At 65.4% G+C, this 14,474-nt stretch carries 20 protein-coding genes; 11 read left to right on the forward strand and 9 right to left on the reverse strand.

The annotated features are described in order from the left end of the window. Positions 1 to 44 precede the first annotated feature (44 nt). Positions 45 to 503, reverse strand: coding sequence for an RNA polymerase-binding protein DksA (gene dksA / locus BZF59_RS02515; RefSeq protein WP_086606657.1), 459 nt, complete (start codon positions 501 to 503; stop codon positions 45 to 47). A 274-nt stretch (positions 504 to 777) separates the two neighbouring features. Here dksA and BZF59_RS02520 point away from each other — a divergent pair, with 274 nt between their 5' ends. Next, complete coding sequence (locus tag BZF59_RS02520; protein WP_086606658.1) at positions 778 to 1,098, forward strand: SEL1-like repeat protein; 321 nt, start codon at positions 778 to 780, stop codon at positions 1,096 to 1,098. Between the two features lie 6 nt (positions 1,099 to 1,104). Here BZF59_RS02520 and BZF59_RS02525 read toward each other — a convergent pair whose 3' ends face one another. The 5 genes from BZF59_RS02525 to BZF59_RS02545 are packed head-to-tail and all read right to left on the reverse strand — an operon-like array spanning position 1,105 to position 4,289. Beyond that, complete coding sequence (locus BZF59_RS02525) at positions 1,105 to 2,244, reverse strand: GNAT family N-acetyltransferase (protein ID WP_245805979.1); 1,140 nt, start codon at positions 2,242 to 2,244, stop codon at positions 1,105 to 1,107. Next, positions 2,241 to 2,969, reverse strand: a complete 729-nt coding sequence (locus tag BZF59_RS02530) for a glycerophosphodiester phosphodiesterase family protein (protein ID WP_086606660.1) — start codon at positions 2,967 to 2,969, stop codon at positions 2,241 to 2,243. The genes BZF59_RS02525 and BZF59_RS02530 overlap by 4 nt, the downstream gene beginning before the upstream one ends. Beyond that, complete coding sequence (locus BZF59_RS02535) at positions 2,966 to 3,421, reverse strand: RidA family protein (protein ID WP_086606661.1); 456 nt, start codon at positions 3,419 to 3,421, stop codon at positions 2,966 to 2,968. The genes BZF59_RS02530 and BZF59_RS02535 overlap by 4 nt, the downstream gene beginning before the upstream one ends. Before the next feature lie 2 nt (positions 3,422 to 3,423). Continuing rightward, entirely contained in the window at positions 3,424 to 4,044 is a 621-nt protein-coding gene (locus BZF59_RS02540; protein WP_086606662.1) for an HAD family hydrolase, read from the reverse strand. Beyond that, on the reverse strand, positions 4,041 to 4,289 hold the full coding sequence (locus BZF59_RS02545; RefSeq protein ID WP_086606663.1) for a DUF3572 family protein: 249 nt from the start codon (positions 4,287 to 4,289) through the stop codon (positions 4,041 to 4,043). The genes BZF59_RS02540 and BZF59_RS02545 overlap by 4 nt, the downstream gene beginning before the upstream one ends. A gap of 93 nt (positions 4,290 to 4,382) precedes the next feature. On the opposite strand from BZF59_RS02545, the gene BZF59_RS02550 reads away from it, so the two are divergent. Next, a complete protein-coding gene (locus BZF59_RS02550) occupies positions 4,383 to 4,751 on the forward strand; it encodes a response regulator (RefSeq protein WP_086606664.1) in 369 nt (122 codons plus the stop codon). On the opposite strand, the gene BZF59_RS02555 is transcribed toward BZF59_RS02550, so the two are convergent. Beyond that, positions 4,748 to 5,233, reverse strand: coding sequence for a Pycsar system effector family protein (locus tag BZF59_RS02555; protein WP_245805980.1), 486 nt, complete (start codon positions 5,231 to 5,233; stop codon positions 4,748 to 4,750). The genes BZF59_RS02550 and BZF59_RS02555 overlap by 4 nt on opposite strands. Positions 5,234 to 5,406: 173 nt before the next feature. Here BZF59_RS02555 and BZF59_RS02560 point away from each other — a divergent pair, with 173 nt between their 5' ends. From BZF59_RS02560 to BZF59_RS02570, 3 genes are all read left to right on the forward strand, one after another. After that, positions 5,407 to 5,649 (forward strand): acyl carrier protein, encoded by a 243-nt coding sequence (locus BZF59_RS02560; protein WP_086606666.1) that lies wholly within the window; start codon positions 5,407 to 5,409, stop codon positions 5,647 to 5,649. Between the two features lie 2 nt (positions 5,650 to 5,651). Continuing rightward, the gene (spt, locus tag BZF59_RS02565) at positions 5,652 to 6,890 is read left to right on the forward strand and encodes a serine palmitoyltransferase (protein ID WP_245805981.1); all 1,239 of its coding nucleotides are present in this window, start codon (positions 5,652 to 5,654) and stop codon (positions 6,888 to 6,890) included. A 191-nt stretch (positions 6,891 to 7,081) separates the two neighbouring features. After that, on the forward strand, positions 7,082 to 8,428 hold the full coding sequence (locus BZF59_RS02570; protein WP_143738072.1) for a PQQ-dependent sugar dehydrogenase family protein: 1,347 nt from the start codon (positions 7,082 to 7,084) through the stop codon (positions 8,426 to 8,428). A 21-nt stretch (positions 8,429 to 8,449) separates the two neighbouring features. On the opposite strand, the gene BZF59_RS02575 is transcribed toward BZF59_RS02570, so the two are convergent. Beyond that, positions 8,450 to 8,719 carry an usg protein gene (locus tag BZF59_RS02575; protein ID WP_086606668.1) on the reverse strand — a complete coding sequence of 90 codons (270 nt, stop codon included), beginning with the start codon at positions 8,717 to 8,719 and terminating at the stop codon, positions 8,450 to 8,452. A 302-nt stretch (positions 8,720 to 9,021) separates the two neighbouring features. Here BZF59_RS02575 and BZF59_RS02580 point away from each other — a divergent pair, with 302 nt between their 5' ends. Together BZF59_RS02580 and BZF59_RS02585 are read left to right on the forward strand one after the other, a co-directional pair. Next, a complete protein-coding gene (locus BZF59_RS02580) occupies positions 9,022 to 9,480 on the forward strand; it encodes a hypothetical protein (RefSeq protein ID WP_086606669.1) in 459 nt (152 codons plus the stop codon). Between the two features lie 59 nt (positions 9,481 to 9,539). Further along, a complete protein-coding gene (locus tag BZF59_RS02585; RefSeq protein ID WP_086606754.1) occupies positions 9,540 to 10,802 on the forward strand; it encodes a phage terminase large subunit family protein in 1,263 nt (420 codons plus the stop codon). On the opposite strand, the gene BZF59_RS02590 is transcribed toward BZF59_RS02585, so the two are convergent. Next, a complete protein-coding gene (locus tag BZF59_RS02590) occupies positions 10,789 to 11,373 on the reverse strand; it encodes a hypothetical protein (RefSeq protein ID WP_086606670.1) in 585 nt (194 codons plus the stop codon). The two genes, BZF59_RS02585 and BZF59_RS02590, sit on opposite strands and share 14 nt — an antisense overlap. On the opposite strand from BZF59_RS02590, the gene BZF59_RS02595 reads away from it, so the two are divergent. The 4 genes from BZF59_RS02595 (at position 11,372) to BZF59_RS02610 (ending at position 14,459) form a co-directional block, all read left to right on the forward strand. After that, positions 11,372 to 12,529 (forward strand): phage portal protein, encoded by a 1,158-nt coding sequence (locus BZF59_RS02595; protein ID WP_086606671.1) that lies wholly within the window; start codon positions 11,372 to 11,374, stop codon positions 12,527 to 12,529. The genes BZF59_RS02590 and BZF59_RS02595 overlap by 2 nt on opposite strands. Next, positions 12,526 to 12,831, forward strand: a complete 306-nt coding sequence (locus BZF59_RS02600) for a DUF6127 family protein (RefSeq protein WP_086606672.1) — start codon at positions 12,526 to 12,528, stop codon at positions 12,829 to 12,831. The genes BZF59_RS02595 and BZF59_RS02600 overlap by 4 nt, the downstream gene beginning before the upstream one ends. Further along, a complete protein-coding gene (locus BZF59_RS02605) occupies positions 12,816 to 13,232 on the forward strand; it encodes an HK97 family phage prohead protease (protein ID WP_086606673.1) in 417 nt (138 codons plus the stop codon). Before BZF59_RS02600 ends, BZF59_RS02605 begins: the two co-directional genes overlap by 16 nt. Positions 13,233 to 13,310: 78 nt before the next feature. Beyond that, positions 13,311 to 14,459, forward strand: coding sequence for a phage major capsid protein (locus tag BZF59_RS02610; RefSeq protein ID WP_086606674.1), 1,149 nt, complete (start codon positions 13,311 to 13,313; stop codon positions 14,457 to 14,459). Positions 14,460 to 14,474: the final 15 nt, after the last annotated feature.

The following is a 14,474-nucleotide window of genomic DNA, read 5'->3' on the forward strand; positions in this document are numbered from 1 at the left end:
ACAACCTTGCCGCAGTCTGTTTCGCGTTAATCATCGCGTTAGCGTCAATCGTCGCGCGAGACCTTTTCGCGGCGCTCGTGCGCTTCCTGCGCCTCGACCGTCATGGTCGCCACCGGGCGCGCGATCAGGCGCCTGAGGCCAATCGGGTCGCCGGTCACCTCGCAATAGCCATATTCGCCCGAATCGATCCGCCGCAGCGCTGCATCGATCTTGGAGACCAGCTTGCGCTGGCGATCGCGGGTGCGCAGTTCGATCCCCCAGTCGGTCTCGCTCGAAGCGCGGTCGGTGAGATCGGCTTCGCGGATCGGGCCGTCGGCGAGCGATTGCAGGGTCTGCCCGGCAGCCGAATGGATCGAGCGCTTCCATTCCAGCAGCAGCATCCGGAAATAGGCCTGCTGGCGTTCGTTCATATATTCCTCGTCATCGCTCGGCACATAGTCCGGCGCGAGCAGGCGCTTGGCCTTTTCGAGGATGTCGATTTCGTCAGACGCGGCAGTAGGCATCAAGCTTTCTCGTCCCATGAGTTGCCGGGAAGTCCATCGCGTCCTGACGCCCTGAATATTTTCATGGGCTCACCTGGTCCCGGCAAGCTGAAGCAATGCGCGCCCTATAGGGAAGGCCCCCAGAGCGCACAAGCGGCTTTGGGGGCAGGCAAGTGCAAAACCGCTCCGACGATAAAGTGTGCGCGGCGTTAACTAATTTTTGACCATAAGCGCCGCACTTCTGGGGCCACGGAAGGTCGCCGGGGGGCGATCTGGTGAGACACGGGGACCAGACATGAACATCATCACGATCAGCGCCAAGACCGCGCAGACAACTTCGCCCGAAAGCCCGCTGGCGGCCTGGCTGGCCGCAGCGAGCGAAGGCGAGGCCGGGGCCTGCTTCGACCTCGGGGTGGCTTTTTCCACCGGTAGCAATGGTGCGCCCTGCGATCTGATCGAAGCCCACAAATGGTTCAATCTGGCCGCCGCGCGCGGGCATGAGGAAGCCGCCTATTGCCGTGCCGACATCTCCGACGAGATGACCGCGCGCGAAATCGCCGAGGCCCAGCGCCGCGCGCGGCAATGGCTCGCCGAAGGACGCCTGCGCGCTGCGTAAACCCCGTTAGCTGCCCTTCCTGAACGGGGTGCGGCTGTCGAGGTAAAGCTGGTCGCTCGCCACCCCGGCACGCTCGCGTTCGAGGAAATCGGCGACCGCCGCGCGGAAGCCGGGATCGGCGATCCAGTGCGCCGAAAAGGTCTGGACCGGCTCATAGCCGCGCGCGAGCTTGTGACCGCCCTGCGCACCCGCCTCGACCCGCGCGAGGCCGCGCGCGATGGCGATGTCGATCGCCTGATAATAACACAGCTCGAAATGCAGGAACCGCACCTCGCGCGTGCAGCCCCAATAGCGCCCGTAGAGCGCTTCCTTGCCGACGAAGTTCAATGCCCCCGCGATCGGCTCGTCCCCGTCATAGGCGAGGATCAACACGATCCGGTCGCCCATCCGCTCGCCCAGCAGGCTGAAGGCCTCGCGCGTCAGGTAGGGGCTGCCCCATTTGCGCGCACCGGTGTCCTGATAGAACACCCAGAAGGCGTCCCAGTGCTCTTCGCGGATTTCGCTGCCGGTGAAGTGCCGGATGGTAAGACCTTCGGTGGCGGCGGCGCGTTCCTTGCGCAGATCCTTGCGCTTGCGCGATGATAGCGCGGCGAGGAAATCGTCGAAGCTCGCATAGTCGCGGTTGAACCAGTGGAACTGGATATCGGCGCGCGGCATCCAGCCAGCCTCTTCGAACAGCGGCAGTTGCTCGGGCGCGATGAAGGTCGCATGGGCGCTCGACATCTTGTTCTGAAGGCACACCGCCTCCGCGCCCTTGAGGAGGTGCGGAGCAAGGCTCGGATCGGACAGCAGCAGGCGCGGGCCAGTCGCGGGGGTGAAGGGCGCGGCGATCTGGAGCTTGGGGTAATAGCGCCCACCCGCGCGGTGCCACGCGTCGGCCCAGCTGTGATCGAACACATATTCGCCCTGACTGTGGCCCTTGGCGTAGGACGGCATGGCGGCGAGCAGCTTGCCCGCCTCATCGGTGATGACGATCGGAGCAGGTTCCCAGCCGGTGCCGGGTCCGACGCTGCCCGAGTCCTCCATCGCGGTGAGGAATTCGTGGGAGACAAAGGGATTATCCCTGCCGCCCAGAGCGTTCCATTCCTTACGGTCGAAGCTGCCGACCGAAGAGGCGATGCGCACGGTCAATTCGGGATTACTCACGCCAACCCCGCCCCTTCGGCGATGAGCGCATCGGCCAGCGCAAGGCCCGTCGCCCGCGTCTCGGGCGAGCGCACTGTCCATGTGAGCAGCGGCCTGCCGCCCGCGCGCCATGCTGCTGCCTCGGGCCGGTGAAGATCACGCACGTCGATGGCGAGGAAATCCGGCTGGGCAGCGGCGAACACGTCGGCTGTGCGCCACACGCCCTTGAAGCCGTTTTCGAGCGTGTCGGTCCCGACCAGCCCGCGCGCAATCTGCGGCGCATGGCTCGCGAACCATTCCGGCACACGCGGATCGAAGCTCATAACCGCAACGTCACCCCGATAGCTGGCAAGCCCTGCCGCCACGGCCCGGCACGATGGTTCAACAACATAGCCAGGCATCGACTTCACTTCGATCAGGAGCGGCGCAGCCCCCGCGACCGCTGCGAGTAATTCGGCCAGCCGGGGCGGGCGCTGATCCGTGCGGCGCAGGCGGAGCGCCAGCACGGCTTCAGCGGTGTGCCGCGCGACCATGCCTTCCGCACCGGTCAGGCGAGACAGATCCCAATCGTGGAATACCAGCGGCTCGCCATCGCCGCTCATCTGGATATCACACTCGATGCCCATACCGCGCGCAATCGCGCCCCTGGCCGCCGCCAGCGAATTCTCCGGCACGCCCTCGCCGTGCAGGCCGCGGTGGGCGTATTCCCACTGTGTCAGCCAGCCGGGCGCGGGCCTTGCGCTCATGCCTTCAGCGCGACAATCGCATCGACTTCGACCGCGGCATTCAAGGGCAGAGCCGCCACCCCCACCGCCGCGCGGGCATGCTGGCCTGCGCCGCCGAAGACCTGTTCCATCAGGTCCGAAGCGCCATTGGCGACCTTGGGATGATCGAAGAAATCGGGGGTTGAGGAAACGAAGGCACCCAGCTTCACCACGCGCGACACCTGATCGAGCAGCCCTGCGGCCTCGAGCTGGGCGAGGATCATCAGCCCGCAGGCGCGCGCGGCAGCCTGCCCCTCTTCAAGGCTGACATCCTTGCCGAGCGTCCCGGTGATGACCTTCCCGTCGGCAAAGGCGATCTGGCCCGAAACATAGGCCATGCCGCCGCTCACCACGACGGGCACATAGCTGGCGACCGGCGCGGCAGGCTTGGGCAGGGTGATGCCGAGTTCGGCGAGGCGGGCGGTGTAGCTCATCTTTAGTCCTCCAGTCGTTCGAGCAGCCAGGGCAGCGCCTCGTCCCAGCGGTCGATCCGGGCTTCGGCGTGGCCGGCCTTGTGGGCGCAATCAATGGCATGGGCGATCATCGGCTCGCCGCACAGGTGCAGGCGGGTGACGTGCGGGGTGATCTCGGCAACGCTGGCGTGGTGCTGGGCGAGATCGTCGATGAAGAGCGCGCGGGTTGGCGCATATTCGTCGATGATCGCCTTCAGCGCCGGACCCTTGGGTCCCTGATTGGTGAAGACCCGCGCGTTGATCCCGACCTTGGCGAGCTGCTCGGCCCGCGCATCGCGGTGGTGATCTACGAGGTTGGTGAGGATCACCACATCGGCCTTCTCCGCCAGCGTGTTGATCCCCTCAACCGCACCCGCGATGGGTGCTTGCGAATCCATCTCGTTGTCGAAGAAAAGCCGCAGCATCCGCCAGATATCGGGCGGCGCGAGCAGTTCGCCGCTTTCCTGCCAGCGCAGGGCTTCGGCAAAGTTGTGGCCTTCGAGATGGAAGCTGACGCCTTGCGAAGCCTCCAGCCAATCCTTGAAGGGCGCGACCATGTGCAGCAGCACTTCGTCGCAATCGGAGATGATGAGGGGGCGGTTCATGCTTGCAAAGCGTCCTTGGCGGCAACCAGTTCCTCAGGCGTGACAGCGAGCGCTTCGGCCGCGCGGATCAGGTCGGGTTCGTGATTGGCGAGAAATTCGAGCGGCGCGGCAAGGATCAGCGGATCGCCCAGCCCGGCGCGCAGCGAATCAGGGTCGAGGCCAGTCAGATCCAGAAACCGTGCGGCCCGCTCCTCGCACTCCAGCACCCAGCCGAGCGCCGCCAGCGCCAGCGTCTGCGGGTTCATTTGAAGGCCTTGGGGCTCGGGGGCGGATCGGGATGGGATTGTCCTGTCCTTTGTGCAAAGCTAATCGTAAGGGGTCGTTATGCGGGGCGTGCAGTGACAAAGCGGATCATGGTTGTCGAGGATAATGACCTCAACCGGAAATTGTTCTGCGATGTGCTGCGCGCGAACGGGTTCGAGGTCGAGCCGGTCGCGGATGGCAATCTGGTGCTCGACACCGCGCGCGCGGCGATGCCCGATCTCATCATCATGGATATCCAGCTGGGCGGCGTTTCGGGCGTCGATCTGATCGAGGCGGCCAAGCGGGACCGCCGGCTGGCGGGCATTCCGGTGCTGGCGGTGACCGCCTTCGCAGCCAAGGGTGATGAGGAACGCATCCGGGCGGCGGGGGCGGCCGGCTATCTCTCCAAGCCGGTGTCGATCAGCCCCTTCATGAACGCCGTGCGCGAATTACTGCCGCTTTAAAAGGCGTTTTCAATCAGATAGATCGCCAGTGTCAGGCCCAGCCCGGCCAGGAACAGACGATAGGCAAGCGCGAGGTAGCGATACTTGCGCCGGTGCAGCACTTGCCCGTTCTGGTAGAGATCGCGCAGCATCACCCGATAGAGCGCTTCGTCCGATTGCAGCCGCTCCAGCATACCGGCGATCCATTCCTCTTCCGACACGGTCGCAAAATGCCCGAAGAACAGAGGATTGAATTGGTCGGGCGCCACTGCCTTGGCGCGCATCGGCGGGGTGATCGCCAGCACTGCACAGATCGCCGCAAGGAAGGATGTGACCGCAAGGCAGATCACCGACCACTTCACATCTTCCGAGAACGTCTGCGTGATGACCAGCGAGAACACCACGAAGGTCGCACCGATCAGGATATTGGCCTTGCCGTCGGCCATCTGCGACAGGGCAAGCGTGTTGGACTGCGCGGTGCGGATCAGATGAACACTCTGCACCGAAAGCGGCGGCGAAGGCCGCACCGGGGTGTCATTGTCCTGCCCTTGTCTCGTCACCCGGCACCCCCCACATGCGTGCACACCTTGACAAGCTGCATCATCCGCCGCTTTGCAGTCGTAATATCTGGCTAAGCCCTGCACGACAACCGACGCAAACGAAAGCAACCCGCGCCATGACCCCTGCCGACGTCGACGCTTCGATCCGCACTCTGGTAGAGCCCTTCAACAAGAAGGGCATCGCCATCGAGGATGCGACCACCTTTGCCGGCGATCTCGAATTCGACAGTCTGACGGTGATGGATTTCGTCGCCGCGATCGAGGACGAGTTCGACATCATCATCTCGATGAACCAGCAGGCCGAGATCGAAAATTGGGGCCAGCTCGTCGCGGCCGTCCACAAGTTGCAGGAGAGCTGATAATGGCCACTGCCATGACCGACACTGCCACCGCTGCCGAGCCCGTCGACCTGCTCGCCAAGTTCGATCCGATCATCCAGACCCGCGAGCAGCTGCTTGCCGCGGGGGTCGAGGATCCTTTCAATCTGGTGATGGAGCAGGTGCTCTCTCCGACGCGGGCGATCTGCAACGGGCGCGACACGATCCTGCTTGGCACCTATAACTATATGGGCATGACCTTCGACCCCGACGTGATCGCGGCGGGCAAGGCGGCGATGGAGGATTTCGGCGCGGGGACGACCGGCAGCCGCGTGCTCAACGGCACCTTCCGCGACCACCGCGATGTCGAAGCCGCGCTGCGCGATTTCTATGGCATGGACCATGCGATGGTCTTCTCGACCGGGTACCAGGCCAATCTCGGGATCATCTCCACGCTGGCGGGCAAGGGCGATTACATCATCCTCGACATCGATAGCCATGCCTCGATCTGGGATGGTTGCGCGATGGGCAATGCCGAGGTCGTGCCGTTCAAGCACAACGATGTCGAGGCTCTGGAAAAGCGCTTGAAGCGCATCCCCGAAGGTGCGGGCAAGTTGGTGGTGCTCGAAGGCGTCTATTCCATGATGGGCGACGTTGCCCCGCTCAAGGAAATGGTGCGCGTCTGCAAGGAAAACGGCGCCATGGTGCTGGTCGACGAGGCCCACTCGATGGGCTTCATCGGCGAGCATGGCCGCGGCGTTGCCGAGGAACAGGGCGTGCTCGACGATGTCGATTTCATCATCGGCACCTTCTCCAAGAGCGTCGGCACGGTCGGTGGCTTCTGCGTTTCGAACCACCCGAAGTTCGAAGTGATGCGCCTGGTGTGCCGCCCCTATGTCTTCACCGCCGCCCTGCCGCCGAGCGTGATGGCGTCGAGCGCCACCTCGATCCGCAAGCTGATGCACGGCGGCAACAAGCGCGCGCACCTGTGGGAGAACAGCCGCACGCTGCACGGCGGCCTCAAGGCGCTGGGCTTCAAGCTTGGCACCGAGACCCCGCAGAGCGCGATCATCGCGGTGATCATGCCCGACCTGGAGCGCGGCGCGATGATGTGGGAGGCGCTGCTGAAAGAGGGCCTCTACGTCAACCTCGCGCGTCCCCCGGCGACACCGGCGGGCATGACCCTGCTGCGCTGCTCGCTGTGCGCGGAGCATTCCGCGGAGCAGGTTCAGACCATTCTCGGCATGTTCGAGCGGGCGGGCAAGGCGATCGGGATTATCTGATCGCGGCCGCGTGAAACCCGGTTGCCTTTTGATTTTGCGACGATAGTTTGCCCCTGTTGCTTCAGGGGTCGCTTTCCATGAGTTGTATGTCGTCGATACGTCGCGCTGCCTTGGGCGCGTGCACAAGCGTGTCTGCATTGGTGCTTTCGGGTTGCGGCGGAGGCGACGGCGGTTCGAGTTCCCCGCCAACTGTGGTCGTCCCGACCCGTCCCAGCTTCACCTCCTCCGCCACGCCGAGCGTTGCCGAAAACACGACCGGGGTGTTCTACACGGCGACTGCCACTGATCCGCAGGGCGACCCGATCGCCTTTTCGCTGTTTTCGGGCGCCGATGCGGACAAGTTCGTGCTCGAAAACAATGGCGGTCTGCGATTCAACCAGACACCCAATTTCGACCTTCCTGTCGATGCCAATCTCGACAATGTCTACGAGGTGACCCTGCGGGCGACCGCGGGGGGCGAGACCACGGATCTTGCCATGCGCGTGCGCGTCACTAACGATGTCGAGGGCATCCGGGTCACGCGCGTCGCCAGCGGCATCGTCGATCCCGTTGCATTCGCACGGGTGCCCGGGGAGGAAACGCTTCTCGTGGCCGAAAAGAGCGGTCGCGTGATGCGGTTCAATTCGGCAACCAATGCGGTCAGCGAAGACACCTTCGTGCGTGACAACCGTCGGCCGGGTGAGGTTCTGGCGATCAGCTACGGCTTTGAGGCCAATATCTGGCAGGAAGGCATCTATCTTGTCACGCACAGCCCTGCCGACGGGCTGATGGTGCAGGCGTTCAACCCTGCGCGCGGCACGACCGGTTTTGCGACGCTCGGGCCGGCCTGGAGTGCGCCGACGACCGCAACGATGATCCTCAGCGGCTCGATCTTCGTTGCCGTCGGCTCACCGGCGGAAAGCGATGCGCAGAATGCCGCGACCCCTTACGGTAAGCTGATCGAACTGCCCTTCATCGACCCCTATGCAGGAGCCAGCGTGCTGCCGTCCGATGTGGTGAACATCCGACCGCGGATCATCGGCGACGGGATCAGGCAGCCGGGCGGTTTCTCGATCGGGTTCGGCGGACTGTTTCTCGCCGACCGCGGAGGTACCCGCGAACACGAATTGACGAGCTTCCTGACGAACGCGCGCCCGCTCGATTTCGGTTGGCCCTTTTACGAAGGCGCGCAGGAAACGCGCGCGAACCCGCCTGCTGCGGTGAACGGGCCGACGCTGGTCTATCCGTTCGGCACCGGCATCAGGCAGGGCACCGGGATCGTGGCCGGCCTCATCAATGACTACCGATTCCTCCCGGGCGGCGGGGACGCCTATATTTTCGCCGATATCAACGGCACGATTTTCTCGGTTCCCACCCCGCGGCTGTTCGACGGCTTCCGGCACACAACCAATGTCTTCGAGAACCGCAGCGAGGATTTCGCACCCGATTTCGGCAAGATCGACAGTCCGGTCGGTTTTGCACCGGGTTCAGGCACGGACCACTTCTTCATTCTCGACCGCGACGGCGAGATCTTCAAGGTGTCGCAGCGCGCTGGCTGATTGCGGCCTGACGCAGGCGCCTCAATTGATCGTCACGATCCCGTCGACGGCACGCCATTCCTGCGGGCCGATCAGGTGCTTGTGCGCGACCCGGACCGAATGCAGCACCGCATCGATCTCGCGCCGCCAGAAGGCGAGGAAGCGGTCAAGCTCGGGGAAGCTCGGCGCGACGTCGTATTGTTGCATCACGAATTGCTGCAGCAGGCTGCGGTGATCGGGCATGTAGTAATGGATCTGCACCGTGGTGAGGCCATAGCCCTGCATCTGGGCAAGAAACGCGCGATCCGACATCAACTCTCCTCCTGAGGCATTTGAAGAAAGCGGATGTCCAGAATTCGCATGAATCGATTAACCGTCAATGAAATGGCGCAATTTCATTGTTGAAAGCGGGGAACGCCTTTGCAGACATCATAGAGCCCAACGCAGGCCGACATAACGCTAACGCCACCGCGATTAACCTATTTGGTTATTTCGATTGACATCGTAACGCTCTTTGGTTAGAAGAAGGCATAGTCGAGAAATAGCGATTCGCCAGCAGGCGGCCTTCCCCCGGAAGTGCCGCCTTTTTGATGTTCCCACAGGGAGACCTGCCCGTGGCAAAATCCGATCCCGAGCGGACCAGCGCCGACACGCCTGAAGGCGGCAGTGCGAACTGGAGGGCGCTCTTTATCGAAGTGCTCGCCATCACCTCCAGTCTCGAGCTTGCTGCCGCGGCTGCGGGCGTCGCACCCGCCCGTGCCTGCGCGGAGCGGCGGCGCGATCCGGATTTCGCTCGCGAATGGAGCGCAGCGCTGGCCGAAGGATATGTGCATCTCGAGCTCGAGATCGTCCGGCGGCTGCGTACGGGTGACTTCAAGACGGTCGACGCCGAGAAATATGATTTTGCCAACGCCATTCGCCTGCTCACTGCGCACCGTGACGCCTCGGCGCGCGGGGGAGGTCAGGTTCGCCACGTCACCGCCGCCGAGGTGCGCGCCTCGATCGACCGGAAGATCGAGGACATCCGGCGGCGCAAGGCGCGGATCGAGGCCGATGCCGGTGCGCCTTCGTGACCGAACCCTTCGAATGGTTGCTCCGCCACCCCTGGGCGCACGGCGAAGCAGTCAGCTCCATGAGTCAGGACGAGCGGGACAGCTTCGAATACCTTTGGGAATACACCGCCCGCGCCAATCAGCTGCCGCCGCCGGGTGACTGGCGCATCTGGATGATGCTGGCAGGCCGCGGTTTCGGCAAGACGCGGTCGGGCGCGGAATGGGTGCGGATGATCGCCGACAGCCAACCTGTCGCGCGCATCGCGCTGGTATCCTCCTCGCTGGCCGAAGCGCGCGCGGTGATGGTCGAGGGCGAAAGCGGCTTACTCGCGATCTACCGTCCCGATCACAGGCCGCACTTCGAGCCCTCGCTCAACCGTCTGCGCTTTCAGAACGGGGCGCAGGCCCAGCTTTTCTCCGCCGCCGAGCCCGAAGGCCTGCGCGGGCCGCAGCACAGCCATGCCTGGTGCGATGAGATCGGCAAGTGGCCGCTGGCGCATGAGCGCGCCACGCGGTGCTGGGACAATCTGCTGCTCGGGCTGAGGCTGGGCGATGATCCGCGCATCGCCGTCACCACCACCCCGCGCGCCGTGCCATTGGTGCGCCGGCTGGTGGCGCAGTCCGAGGCGGGCGAGGAGGTGATGATCACCCGCGGCTCGACCCACGACAACGCCGGGCGGCTGCCTGAACGCTTCCTTCAGGCCATCGCCAGCGAATTTGGCGAAACCCAGCTTGCCCGGCAGGAAATCGATGGGGAATTGCTGGAGGATATCGAAGGCGCCTTGTGGACCCGCACGCTGCTCGAACAGGCACGCGAACGGGCTGCCTATCCGATCGCGGCGCGGATCGTGGTCGCGGTTGATCCGCCGGCCAGCGCGGGCGGGGACGAATGCGGGATCATCGTAGCGGGGCTCGGCCCGGACGGCATCGGGCGGGTGCTGGCGGATTGCTCGGTCAGCGGCGCGGCGCCCGGTGAATGGGCCCGCAAGGTTGCCGAGGCAGCGCGCGAATGGGAGGCCGACCGGGTCGTGGCCGAAGCCAACCAGGGCGGCGCCATGGTCGACAGCGTGCTGCGCGCCGCCGATCAGGCACTTCCGGTCAAGCTGGTGCATGCCAGCCGCGGCAAGATCGCCCGCGCCGAACCGGTCGCCGCGCTCTATGAGGCCGGCCGGGTGCGCCATGTCGGGATGTTCCCGCGGCTGGAGGATCAGCTGTGCGGGATGCTGGTGGGCGGAACCTACGCCGGCCCCGGCCGCAGCCCCGACCGCGCCGACGCGCTGGTCTGGGCGCTGACCGAGCTGATGCTGGGCAAGGCCGCACGGCCAAGCGTCACGGCGCTGTGACAGGGTGAAGGTCGGCCTCGCGCGCCAGCATATCGAGGACCGCCTCGTAGTGCTTATCGGCTTTCGCGTTGAAGACTAGGTGCAGACCGATCGGAAAGAACGCGAGCGCCAATGCAGCGCCGATCATGACCAGCACTCCAACACCGTCATCGTTGGTGACGCCAATGATGAGCGCGGTGACGCAAAACAACGTCAGGAAAAGATACCACACTATCAGGAACGCCTGCAGGACAGGCGGCGCGCCATACACCGTGTGGAGCTCAGTCGCGCGGCCCTGTTCGACAAACCGCCCGCGAAACACCGGCCGAAACCCGTTGCTGAACAGCGGAATGTCCCACGCAAGTCGCAAGCGGCCAAAGAACATGCCGCCTGAGATGCCGCGATTCATGAAACCGAAACGCGACGGGACGGCGCGCTTGATCCGCTCGATTGCCCGATCCTTGCGGTGCGGTGTGCGTAGCACCAGCCGCCGCCCGAAAAGGTATTCCCTTAGCGTCACGTCCCTGTCTCGCGGTTGATGCCCGTGCGCAAGGATTAGCGCCGCCTTCCGGCAAAACAAAGGAATTTCCATGTCATTCCTCACCAATCTCCGCTCCGCCTTCAAGGGCGGGGAGCGCGCTCGTGTGCCCCTGGCGGGCACCATTGCGCAGGGCTGGTTTCCGGCCTTCGAGCAGGGCCCGGCCCCGCGCGGCTATGAGTACACCCGCGGCATTGCCGAGGGATTTCTTGCCAATCCCATTGCCCAGCGCTCGGTGCGGCTCTTGGCCGAGGGCATCGGGCAGGCCCCGCTGCATTGCTCCGACCCGCAGCTGGCCGCCCTCGTCACCGCGACCAGCGCGGGGCAATCGCTGATTGAGACTCTCGCGGCGAACCTGCTGCTGCACGGCAATGGCTATGTGCAGATCCTGAAGGATGCCAGCGGCGTGCCGTTCGAGCTGTTCGCGCTGCGCCCTGACCGGGTGCAGGTCGTGCTCGACCGCAATGGCTGGCCCTGCGCCTATGATTACACAGTGACGGGCGAGGCCACCCGCCTCGCGATCGAGGACGAGGACGGCTGGCCGGGGATGATCGCGATCCGGGCGATGCACCCGCTCGACGATCACCGCGGCGCGGGCGCGCTTGAGGCGGCCTGGCAGGCGGTGCTGATCCACAATGCTGCCACCGCCTGGAACCACTCGCTGCTGGAGAACGCCGCCCGCCCCTCGGGCGCGCTGGTTTACGAGACGGGCGACGGGGCGACGCTGGCGCACGAACAGTTCGAGCGGCTGAAGCGCGAGCTTGATGTCGCCTTCTCGGGCGCGGCCAATGCCGGCCGGCCCATGCTGCTCGACGGCGGGCTCAAGTGGCAGACCATGGCGCTCTCGCCCGCCGACATGGACTTTGCCACGCTCAAGAGCGCGGCCGCGCGCGACATCGCGCTCGCCTTCGGGGTGCCGCCGATGCTGCTCGGCCTCCCGGGCGACAACACCTATGCCAATTACCGCGAGGCAAGCCGCGCGCTGTGGAGGCTGACGCTGCTGCCGCTGGCCGAAAAGCTGTTCGCCGCCCTGCGCGAAGGGCTCGCCCCGTGGTTCCCCGATGCCGAGTTGCGGATCGATCTCGATCGCGTCCCAGCCCTGTCGGAAGATCGCGAGCGGCTGTGGTCGCAGGTCTCCGACGCCGATTTCCTCAGCCGCGCCGAAAAGCGCCAGATGCTGGGCCTGCCGCCCGAGGAGACTGCCCAATGAGCCGTGAAGACATTCTTGCCAGCCTGATGGCGCAGGCGCGTGAAGAGGGGGCCGAATTGGTCACCTTGCGCGGTATCGTGGAGGAAGCCAGCGCGCTCGCCACCGACCGGGTGCTGGAGCGGCTGGGGCTCGGCGATCCGGGCGCGATCGGCGACCTCGGCGAGTTGCGCGAACTGCTGCGGGCCTGGCGCGATGCCAAGACGAGCGCGTGGAAGGCGTTTGTCGACTGGATGATCCGCGGGATGCTCGCCCTGCTGCTGATCGGGATCGTGGTGCGGCTCGGCGCGTGGGACAGGCTGTGAGCGGCGCGCCCTTTCGGTTCGCGGGCTATGCCGCGCTGTTCGACATTGCCGATGCCGCGCGCGACACGATCCGCCGCGGCGCCTTCGCCCGCACGCTCGCCGCGCGCAAGGGGCCACTGCCGCTGTTCTGGCAGCACCGCCCCGATCAGCCGATCGGCCTGATCGAGCACGCCAGCGAGGATGCCCGCGGACTGAGGGTGATCGCCCGGCTCGACCGGCCCCACAGCCGCGCGGTGCAGCTGCTCGCGCAAGGGGCGGTGCGCGGGCTCAGCTTCGGCTTTCGCACCCGCAGCGCCCGCCAGACCGCCACGGGGCGCGAATTGCTGGAGCTCGACCTGTTCGAGGTCAGCCTCGTCACTCACCCGCTCCACCCGATGGCGCGCGTCCACCTGATCCGTTGAATACCTTCAACGCTTCCGTTCCCCGCAGGCCGCCACTGGGGCGGCCTATTTTCTGCCCAACCGAAAGGCCACTGCCCCATGGACAATGCCCCCACCACCCCCACCGACGCGCTGGATGCGAGCTTCGACATCGTCGCGCGCCAGGATCAGGCCGAAGCGGACATCACCGCGCTGCGCGGCGATGTCGATGAAGTGAAATCGCGGCTCGACAAGGTCGCCCGCGCCGCCACCCGCCCGGCGATGGGCGGCAGCGGCGCGCCTGCCGAGGCGGCGGAGGTCAAAAGCTTCGTCGATGGCTATCTGCGCCGCGGCCAGGAAACCGAGCTGAAATCGATCAGCGGGATGACGCCGGGTGACGGCGGGTATGCCGTGCCGCGCCAGATCGACGCCGCGATCGCGGCCGAACTGGTCGACATCAGCCCGATCCGCGCCATCGCTCAGGTGGTGCAGACCGGCACCGCAGGCTATCGCAAACTGGTGGCGACCAGCGGCATCGCCTCGGGCTGGGTCAGCGAAGTCGCCGGGCGGCCTGAGACCGGCACGCCCAAGTTTGCCGAAATCGCCCCGCCCGCGGGCGATCTCTATGCCAACCCCGCCGCCAGCCAGGCGATGATCGACGATGTCGCTTTCGATCTCGAAAGCTGGCTGGCAGGCGAAATCGCGACCGAATTCGCCCGGGCCGAGGGCAGTGCCTTCGTCAAGGGCAGCGGTCTGGGCCAGCCCGAGGGCTTCCTCACCGCCCCCAAGGCCACGGCAGAAGATGGCGTGCGCGCCTTCGGGACGATGCAATATATCGGCAGCGGCAGCGCCACCGGGCTCGGCACCGGGCTCGACGGCAAGCTGATCGACCTGATCCACGCGCTCAAGTCGGGCCACCGGCAAGGGGCGGTGTTCGTCATGAACTCCGCGACGCTCGCCAGCGTGCGCAAGCTCAAGACGTCGGACGGGGCGTTCCTGTGGCAGCCGGGGATGGTTGAAGGTCAGCCCGACCGCCTGCTCGGCTATCCGGTGGTCGAGGCCGAGGACATGCCCGATGTGGCGGGTGGCAGCTTCCCGATCGCCTTCGGGAACTTCCGCAACGGCTATCTCATCGCCGAGCACAGCCCGACCCGGATCCTGCGCGATCCCTTCACCAACAAGCCCTTCGTCCACTTCTACGCGACCAAGCGGATCGGCGGGAAGGTGCTGGATTCGAACGCGATCAAGCTGCTCAAGATCGAGGCCTGACGCCCCGTTCCTGAC

This window comes from Erythrobacter donghaensis (assembly GCF_002155425.1).
GTDB lineage: Bacteria > Pseudomonadota > Alphaproteobacteria > Sphingomonadales > Sphingomonadaceae > Erythrobacter > Erythrobacter donghaensis.

Bases quoted from the DNA above. Each gene is read 5' to 3' on its own strand.
- dksA (WP_086606657.1), bottom strand. From the start codon at position 503: ATGCCTACTGCCGCGTCTGACGAAATCGACATCCTCGAAAAGGCCAAG.
- BZF59_RS02520 (WP_086606658.1), top strand. From the start codon at position 778: ATGAACATCATCACGATCAGCGCCAAGACCGCGCAGACAACTTCGCCC.
- BZF59_RS02530 (WP_086606660.1), bottom strand. From the start codon at position 2,969: ATGAGCGCAAGGCCCGCGCCCGGCTGGCTGACACAGTGGGAATACGCC.
- BZF59_RS02535 (WP_086606661.1), bottom strand. From the start codon at position 3,421: ATGAGCTACACCGCCCGCCTCGCCGAACTCGGCATCACCCTGCCCAAG.
- BZF59_RS02540 (WP_086606662.1), bottom strand. From the start codon at position 4,044: ATGAACCGCCCCCTCATCATCTCCGATTGCGACGAAGTGCTGCTGCAC.
- BZF59_RS02545 (WP_086606663.1), bottom strand. From the start codon at position 4,289: ATGAACCCGCAGACGCTGGCGCTGGCGGCGCTCGGCTGGGTGCTGGAG.
- BZF59_RS02560 (WP_086606666.1), top strand. From the start codon at position 5,407: ATGACCCCTGCCGACGTCGACGCTTCGATCCGCACTCTGGTAGAGCCC.
- spt (WP_245805981.1), top strand. From the start codon at position 5,652: ATGGCCACTGCCATGACCGACACTGCCACCGCTGCCGAGCCCGTCGAC.
- BZF59_RS02575 (WP_086606668.1), bottom strand. From the start codon at position 8,719: ATGTCGGATCGCGCGTTTCTTGCCCAGATGCAGGGCTATGGCCTCACC.
- BZF59_RS02585 (WP_086606754.1), top strand. From the start codon at position 9,540: ATGAGTCAGGACGAGCGGGACAGCTTCGAATACCTTTGGGAATACACC.
- BZF59_RS02595 (WP_086606671.1), top strand. From the start codon at position 11,372: ATGTCATTCCTCACCAATCTCCGCTCCGCCTTCAAGGGCGGGGAGCGC.
- BZF59_RS02590 (WP_086606670.1), bottom strand. From the start codon at position 11,373: ATGGAAATTCCTTTGTTTTGCCGGAAGGCGGCGCTAATCCTTGCGCAC.
- BZF59_RS02600 (WP_086606672.1), top strand. From the start codon at position 12,526: ATGAGCCGTGAAGACATTCTTGCCAGCCTGATGGCGCAGGCGCGTGAA.
- BZF59_RS02610 (WP_086606674.1), top strand. From the start codon at position 13,311: ATGGACAATGCCCCCACCACCCCCACCGACGCGCTGGATGCGAGCTTC.